The 7,724-nt window shown below is 54.8% G+C and carries 7 protein-coding genes and 1 tRNA gene; 7 read left to right on the top strand and 1 reads right to left on the bottom strand.

The genetic code is table 11. From position 1 onward, the window contains the following. Positions 1-118 precede the first annotated feature (118 nt). The 5 genes from AABZ39_07905 to AABZ39_07925 all read left to right on the top strand — a co-directional run bounded on the left by AABZ39_07905 (position 119) and on the right by AABZ39_07925 (position 4,450). Positions 119-192 (top strand) — tRNA-Ile (locus AABZ39_07905). A 61-nt stretch (positions 193-253) separates the two neighbouring features. Then, positions 254-1,552 carry an RNA polymerase sigma factor RpoD/SigA gene (locus tag AABZ39_07910; GenBank protein MEK6794684.1) on the top strand — a complete coding sequence of 433 codons (1,299 nt, stop codon included), beginning with the start codon at positions 254-256 and terminating at the stop codon, positions 1,550-1,552. Between the two features lie 281 nt (positions 1,553-1,833). Then, positions 1,834-2,961, top strand: coding sequence for a radical SAM family heme chaperone HemW (gene hemW / locus AABZ39_07915; protein MEK6794685.1), 1,128 nt, complete (start codon positions 1,834-1,836; stop codon positions 2,959-2,961). Continuing rightward, positions 2,958-3,353: a hypothetical protein gene (locus tag AABZ39_07920; GenBank protein MEK6794686.1), complete on the top strand. Its 396-nt coding sequence runs from the start codon at positions 2,958-2,960 to the stop codon at positions 3,351-3,353. Before hemW ends, AABZ39_07920 begins: the two co-directional genes overlap by 4 nt. Before the next feature lie 2 nt (positions 3,354-3,355). After that, complete coding sequence (locus AABZ39_07925; protein MEK6794687.1) at positions 3,356-4,450, top strand: Gfo/Idh/MocA family oxidoreductase; 1,095 nt, start codon at positions 3,356-3,358, stop codon at positions 4,448-4,450. 28 nt (positions 4,451-4,478) lie between these two features. On the opposite strand, the gene AABZ39_07930 is transcribed toward AABZ39_07925, so the two are convergent. Further along, positions 4,479-5,021: a hypothetical protein gene (locus AABZ39_07930; GenBank protein MEK6794688.1), complete on the bottom strand. Its 543-nt coding sequence runs from the start codon at positions 5,019-5,021 to the stop codon at positions 4,479-4,481. A gap of 163 nt (positions 5,022-5,184) precedes the next feature. On the opposite strand from AABZ39_07930, the gene dnaN reads away from it, so the two are divergent. Together dnaN and recF are read left to right on the top strand one after the other, a co-directional pair. Next, a complete protein-coding gene (gene dnaN / locus AABZ39_07935; protein ID MEK6794689.1) occupies positions 5,185-6,315 on the top strand; it encodes a DNA polymerase III subunit beta in 1,131 nt (376 codons plus the stop codon). Between the two features lie 43 nt (positions 6,316-6,358). Continuing rightward, the gene (gene recF, locus AABZ39_07940; protein MEK6794690.1) at positions 6,359-7,423 is read left to right on the top strand and encodes a DNA replication and repair protein RecF; all 1,065 of its coding nucleotides are present in this window, start codon (positions 6,359-6,361) and stop codon (positions 7,421-7,423) included. The last annotated feature ends 301 nt before the right edge of the window (positions 7,424-7,724 follow it).

The following is a 7,724-nucleotide window of genomic DNA, read 5'->3' on the forward strand; positions in this document are numbered from 1 at the left end:
AACCATAGCCATTTGCAATTATTTCGCTGCGTTACCACAATAGAAAGTCACACACGCGCTGAGAAAGGCGTTTGACAATATTTTTCCATGCACTATAATGCCCCGGCACAAATGCTCAGGGCCCGTAGCTCAGTCGGTTAGAGCGGGTGACTCATAATCACTAGGTCCGGGGTTCAAGTCCCTGCGGGCCCACATTTCAAAGCGGGACAGTGTCCCGCGTCCGCATGAACGTATCGCGCGGAGGAGATATTGCATGAGCGCTACTGTACATCCGGAAAAGCCGCAAGGCGCTCCCGTACAGTCGAAAGAATCGAAGTCAGAAAGATCAGCTAAGACGGCTGTGCCGGTCAAGACGGCTATGCCGGTCTCGGCAGCGACAGCAAAGCCTGATGCAGCTGTTAAGCCTGCGGCAGCAGCAAAAACTCCGATACCGGCCGCCAAGCAGCCTCTATCCGCACAGGTAAGATCTCCCGCCCCGGTATCGAAACCTTCTATAACAGTATCTACACCGGCGAAGCCTTCCGCGCCTCCAGCGGCGAAACCCGCAACGGTTGCGCAAAAGGATCCGGTACTGCCGAAAGATGCGAAACAGGAAATGCCCGCAGTAAAAGCACTTCCGGGCAAGGACGGGAAAGCGCTTCCCCCGGTCAAAACACCGAAAGTCAAAGTTGTAAAGCCCGTCGTCAAGAAAAAGCCCAAAAAGAAACGTGTACGCATAGGGAATACCGAGAACAACATCTCGCTGTACATCGGGGATGCGAAGAAAGAACGCCTTATCACCCGCGAAGAGGAAGTGGAGCTCGTCAAGCTCGTGAAGGCGGGCAATATGGTCGCGCGGGCCAAGCTCATCAAGGCGAACCTTCGTTTCGTCGTGTCCATCGCGAAGAAATATCAGAACTCGGGCATTCTCCTCGAGGATCTCATCAGCGAGGGCAATATCGGTCTTGTCGTCGCCGCCGACCGCTTCGATCCGGAGAAGGGATATCATTTCATTTCGTACGCGGTCTGGTGGATAAAGCAGGCGATACTCAAGGCGATAAGCGAGAAGTCGCGGCTCATTCGGCTCCCGCTCAATCGTGCGAACAATCTCATTGAGATCGAGAAAAAGGCCAAGGAGCTTTCGCTCCGTTTCGGGCATGAGCCCACTGTCGAAGAGATAGCCAAAGAAGTGAACATCGAGAAGGATGAAGTTCACTATCTCATGAACATATCGAAGGACCACGTTTCCCTCGAGGAGCAGTTCAGCAATGCGGATGTCGAGGGCAATCTCCTCGATATCATCGAAGATAAGAACATCAAGCCGCCCGAGCATGACCTCATCGAGAACGACCTGCATGTCGCGCTCATGGACGCGATGAAGGGGCTTACCGAGACCGAGGCGAAGGTGATACGCTCGCGCTACGGCCTCAACGGCGAAACGCCGAAGACGCTCAAGGAGATCGGCGAGACGTTCTCGCTCACGAAAGAGCGCATACGGCAGATAGAGAAGAAGGCGCTTCGCAAGATGCGTCAGCCGTCGCGTTCCAAATCGCTCAAGGATTTCGTGGAATAAGGTCATGCAATGACACGATCCCTCATGAAAGAAAAGACGACCACAGAGGTCACTGAGGGAGATCAGAGAATACGGATAAAAACAAGGCGAAACAAGTCCGCCTGTTTGCTGCATTCCACGACCTTTTTTTCTCTGTGCTCTCACTCGCGTTTCTCTGTGGTTGATCTTTTCTTAATCTGAGGTTCAGTGGAGGGTTGATGTTGCGTGCATATAGTCATACTGCTGATTTCAGATCGATGAGAACATCTGCCTTGTCGCCGTTATTTCATTGCTATCCATAAATGCCGGGGCTCTATGTTCATATCCCGTTCTGCGCACAGAAATGCCGGTATTGTTCGTTCTACTCCGTTGCAGGCGCCCCCGCGGACGCCATCGAGCGATACCTCAACGCCGTCATAGCCGAAACGGCAGCGCATGGAAAGAAAGCGGCGCTCCCTCTCACCACGCTCTACATCGGCGGCGGCTCCCCGTCGATAGTGCCGCCCGATATCATGAAGGACTTCCTCTCGCGCCTGTCCGATACGCTCGATCTGTCGCATATCGCAGAATCGACGGTGGAGGCGAATCCCGAATCGTTCTCCCGTGCGTGGTATGATGCGCTCATGTCGCTCCCTGCGCTTCGCATCAGCATGGGCGTGCAGTCCGTTAATGATGATACGCTTTCCGTCATCGGCCGCCGTGCTCGTATTGCCGATTGCGAACGGGCGCTTCTCGATGCGCGTGCTTTCGGTGTGAAGAATCTCTCAGCGGATATCATTCTCGGGCTCCCCGGCGAATCATGTGCGGATACGAAAGCGGGCATGGAACGCCTCATCGCGCTTGCGCATCCGGAACACCTGTCGATGTACTTCCTGGACCTTTCGGGCAAAGAGACATTGTCGCGCGAATGGTCATCGGTCCTCCCTGACGACGAGAAGAATGCGCACTGCTATCGTGAGGCGGCTGCGCTCCTGTCGGCGAACGGATACGAACGTTATGAAATCGCTAATTTTGCGCGGAAGGGTTATCGATCGCGGCATAATGATAATTATTGGGCGCTCGGTGAGTATATCGGGCTCGGGGCGTCGGCTTCCGGTCATTACGGCGGCAGGCGCTATACGAATTGCGCCGATGTGAACGCGTATGTGGCATGCCTTGAGGCGGGCGAGGAAACGGCCGCAGAGGAAGAGCTGCTGACGGCGGATATGATAAAAGAAGAATTCATCTTTTTATCATTGCGTACGAGCGATGGGCTGAACGTTCTATCGTATCGCGATAAATTCGGCGAGGCGATAGAGGCGCGCGCGCGCACGGTCCTATCGGTCAATGCCCGGTACTTGACATTCGACGGCGTACGAATACGATTGACGGACGAAGGCTTTCTCTTCGCCGACGAGATGGCTGTTCAATTGATGCGGAGCTTGGAATGAACGCGATGGTGTCTTACTTCCCATTTTGCTGCTTTTTATGCAACAACAATCAATTCATACAACTGCTTCCGCACGCGTGCGCCAAGGATGGCGCAGAGCTGGCGGCGGCCATGGATGGCCCAAAGCCGCACGCCTCCTGCGTGCTTGCGCGTCGGCCGTGGCACACGGATGTGCTGGAGGGCGGCGCGCATGGAGGCGCATTTGCCGCCGACCGCTACGCGGCACAACATCCTGTGTGCTTTTCTAACCCGCCTCCTGCGGGCTGTGAAAATCATTGCTCCAGTATTTTTGGTTGCGGCTATGCCGCGTTAGTCCATGCTTTTCACGATTTCGTCCATTTGCCGTTCGGGGCGGGCGGCATACTTTATCATCATCGCGAGCACAAGGAATGAGCATGAATATGGTCAATATCGCAGTGATAGGCTCCGGCATCATCGGCAAGGTGCATGCATGGGCGGCGGCGAAAAGCGGGAAGTCGAAGCTCGTCGCCTGCGTGGACACCGATCGCCCCCGCGCCGAAGCGCTCGCGAAGGAGTACGGCGGTAATGCGGAATGCGATTATCGCCGCGTACTCGACGACAAGAACGTGCATGCCGTTTCCATCGGTACGCCGCATTTCGAGCATGCGCAGATGTACTTCGATGCGATAGCTGCCGGGAAGCATGTCATCTGCGAGAAGCCGCTCACCACGACGCCGGAGAATCTCTATACGATGATAGATATCTCCAAGGCACGGCGCGACCTTGTGATAACCGGCGTGTTCCAGCACCGCTTCTCGCCGATAACCCGCGCGATACAGAAGCGTATTGCCGACGGCGCCATCGGAAAAATAACCAGCGGCTCTGTGGACTTCGAGTGCACGCGGACGCGCGAGTATTATGGTTCGGATGCCTGGCGCGGCAAGTGGAAATTCGAGGGCGGCGGCATGCTGATAAATCAGGCGATACATACCATCGATTCGCTCTCGCTTTTTTTTGGAAGGCCCGTCGCTGTCGATGCCCGCGTTGAACGCCGACGCATGGATACGATAGAGGTGGAGGACTATGCCGACGGCGTGTTCGAATATCCGGGCGGGGTGAAGCTGAAATTCCACGCGGAGAACGTTCCCGGCAACAAATGGGGCGCGGATGTCCATATCAATGGGGAGAAAGGCTCTATCGCCTATGATTCTGCGGCAAGCCACAAAGTGAACAAGCTCGAAACGCCGGACAGCGGTTTTCGCCGCGCGCTGGATGAAGCGGAAAAGGAGGAGGCGGCCCTCTTCGCAAAAACACCGGGCAAAGCCGAATACGGCTCGTTCCATGACCTGCAATTCCTCGACTTTATCGAGGCGATACTTGAAGATCGCCGGCCCCGCTTCGAGATAGCGGATGTGTCTATCGCGAATGAAATAGTGCTGGCGATGTATCATTCGACTGCGACGGGAAAACGTGTCGCGCTGCCGATAGGCGAAACGTATCGTCAGCCGCTGCTCGAGATAAAGAAATAGAGAACTATCAGTGTCTTCATGCCCGGGACTAGAGCCGGACGCGGCTTTTTATCTGTTCGATAGCAAGCGCGAGCATCTTCTGGAAATCGGCGGGGTTTATCATATAGATGACAAGGAATGACGTGATGAAAATAATGCCCGCAAGCCATTTGGTGTATATGCCCTGAGTGCGCAGTACAAGGATAACGGACAGTACCGCCATAAGCCCCGCTGCGACGACACGGATGTCGCCGAGCAGTATGGCATAGCCGCTGATCGTGGTCTTTGCCGTTCCGAGCAGCTTCGAAAGATTTATCGATACACCGAACAGAACGAATATCATATCGAGGATAAGTACAACGAGCAGCGTTACCGATGCCGCTTTTGTGGAAACACCGGCAGTGCGTATCACCTCATAGACAGCCGTCGGTAAGAGTCCGGCAATGACAATGACGGGCATTTTCAGGACGAGGCCGACAATGCACCCGATCAGGGCGATCACGGTGAAGAGGGAGCAGAAAATGACCGGCGTTTTTATTCCGTCGGATCGACGCGAGCTGCTTTTTTTTGTTTCAGGGGTTTGCGTATCCATGCGTTGCTCCTTGCGATCATACATCTTTCCTTCGGTAAATGTATCGCATATGAATGGAAAAAGCAAATGAATCGTCTTTTTTCGGCTGAAAAACGGGCTCTGCCGCTTGCAATATCACATCGGCTATGATACCATGATTGCCACTTAAGCTGAGGACGGGTTTATGAAATTCAAATGCCTCAAGAAAGATATACTGAAGGTCATTTCAGTCACCGAAGACGTCGTAGAAGGCAAGATCGTCTATAACATTGAAAGCAATGTCGTGTTCGATCTTGACGGGACGACGCTTACGCTCATGGCCACCGACAACAGCGTATGGGTGAAGGCCGTCATGGAGATAAGCGATGCGTCCGGCAAGGGCACGGTCGGCGTGTTCGCGAAGAAGATCGTGAGCATCATCAAGGAAATGCCCGAGGGCTTCCTTACGTTCGATATTGATAAAAGCACGAAGATAAACATCGAGTCTGAGAACGGGCGCATCCATCACACGATAATCGGCATCAAGCCGGATGATTTCCCGACATTCCCCGATATCGCCGACAGCATGAAGCCGGTCGTCATCCCCGCGAAAGAATTCATCACGATGGTGAACAAGACGCTGCCGTTCGTGGCGCGCGATACGTTCAAGCCCGTGCTTCGCGGCATATTCTTCGAGAAGGACGGCGATGCGGTGCGTACGATAGCCACCGACGGAAAACGCCTCGCGTTCCTTGAGCGCAGCTTCGAGAACATCCCCAAGGGTGCGTTCGGCATCATCGTCGAGCCCAAGGTGCTTTCCGAGGTCACGGCGATTGCCGCGGCGGGAGATGTGGAGAACGTGGAACTTACCGTCGGCGCCCAGCAGGTGAGCTTCAAGCTCGGCAACTTCCAGTTCGTGAGCACGCTCATCGAGGGCAAGTACCCGAACTACCGGCAGGTCATACCGCGCGATTTCGCCTTTTCGTTCCGCGTGAACAAGAACGATCTTACCGACGCGGTGCGCCGCGTTACGCCGATGATAGCCGATGTGCGCTCGAAGAAGCTCATCATGGAGATGAGCGAGAATAATCTGAAAGTGCGCGGCGTCAATCAGGAGCTCGGCGAATCGAGCGAAGAGATAGAGATAAACTATCACGGCGATCAGAAATCGATAGCGTTCAATTATACGTACATACAGGACATCACCCGTCAGATCGACGCCGATATCGCGACCGTGCGGTTCAACGACGATACGACGCCGGCCATGGTCAAAGAGATAGAGCGCAACGATTATTTCTACATCGTCATGCCGATGAAGTCCGAGGATGAGGCATAGCGCGGACATCGTCCTCGGTATTGCGTCCCGATAGGGCTTGCCTGTGAAGATAACCCGTCTTACGCTGAAGAATTTCCGGAGCTTCGCTTTGGCAGAGCTTTCGTTCCCGGAAGGGACGACGGTGCTCGCCGGCGTGAACGGCGCGGGAAAAACGAATATACTCGAAGCGATAGCGCTCCTGTCGAACGGGCGGTCGTTCCGCGCCTCGACGGATAATATCCTCGCAAAAATTCCCGACACTCATTACTTTGTGCGCGGATCGCTCTCCGGCGCTTCAGGATTGAACGATACCGTTGAGATATCCTATCATGCCAGGGTCAAGCGTGTGGCGGTGAACGGCAAGGAGCTTCATGCGCGCAAGGAGCTCATCGGCAAATTCCCCGCCGTGCTTTTTCTCCCGGGTGATACCGCCCTTGTCGACGGCGAACCGAGACTGCGCCGTGATTTCATGAGCATGTGCGCGGCGAACGCGGATGCATCGTATCTCGCCGCCGCGGTCGACTATCATCGCGTGCTCAAGAACAGGAATGTGTGCCTGCGCGTGCAAAGCGCCGACAGCGCGCTCTATGACGACGGTCTTGCTTCCATCGGATACGGCATTATCGAAAAGAACAGACACTTTGCCGCACTGCTCGCCGATTCGATGAACGCATATTATCGCGAGATGTTCTCGCATGACAATGCATACCGCATTGTCTACGAGGACGGGAGCGGCAGCCCCGTGTCCGCTGATGAGATGAAGAAACACCTCTCGGACGCTTCAGAACGCGAGAAGCGCATGAAGACGACGCTCATCGGTCCCCAGCGCGGCGAATACCGGATATACATCGGCGAGCGCGAGGCGCGTCATGCGGCATCCACCGGGGAGAAACGCCTGTGCGCCGTCATCATGAACATAGCCCGGCATTCGGTGATACGCGACGCAGTGAAAGAGCCGCCGATGCTCCTTATAGATGATGCGCTCCTGGAGCTTGACAAAGAACGCCGCGCGCGTGTGCTCGAATCTCTAACGGGCCGAGGTCAGATAATAATCACGGTTACCGATGCTGCGCTCGTCGTCCCGCATATCGGTGGCTCTGTCATCGATGTGGCATCGCTCGGGGCATGACGGATAACACCGCATAAAAAGTTATTGGGTATTAATTCTGTGAACTTGGTGATAGGGAGAGGAATGGTTCTCACGGAGCCCGCGGAGCGCGCAGAGCAAGTCCCCTGATCTATCTCCGTGAGCTTTGTGAACTCCGTGAGAGATGCTTTTGATTTTTCACCGACCACCGTGCTGATAGGTTATGAAGGTTGAGCATCAACGAAACTATTCTCTTAATGGGGCAAGTTGTTCTTGATGTACGCTTCATCGAGACCAGTGCATTCCCTTCGTATAGACTCAATGTCGGCGATGTCCTGCGGCC

This window comes from Spirochaetota bacterium (assembly GCA_038043445.1).
In the GTDB taxonomy this organism is placed as follows: Bacteria; Spirochaetota; Brachyspiria; order Brachyspirales; family JACRPF01; genus JBBTBY01.

Coding starts and splice junctions, on each gene's coding strand:
- AABZ39_07910 (MEK6794684.1), top strand. CDS start 254: ATGAGCGCTACTGTACATCCGGAAAAGCCGCAAGGCGCTCCCGTACAG.
- hemW (MEK6794685.1), top strand. CDS start 1,834: ATGCCGGGGCTCTATGTTCATATCCCGTTCTGCGCACAGAAATGCCGG.
- AABZ39_07920 (MEK6794686.1), top strand. CDS start 2,958: ATGAACGCGATGGTGTCTTACTTCCCATTTTGCTGCTTTTTATGCAAC.
- AABZ39_07925 (MEK6794687.1), top strand. CDS start 3,356: ATGAATATGGTCAATATCGCAGTGATAGGCTCCGGCATCATCGGCAAG.
- AABZ39_07930 (MEK6794688.1), bottom strand. CDS start 5,021: ATGGATACGCAAACCCCTGAAACAAAAAAAAGCAGCTCGCGTCGATCC.
- dnaN (MEK6794689.1), top strand. CDS start 5,185: ATGAAATTCAAATGCCTCAAGAAAGATATACTGAAGGTCATTTCAGTC.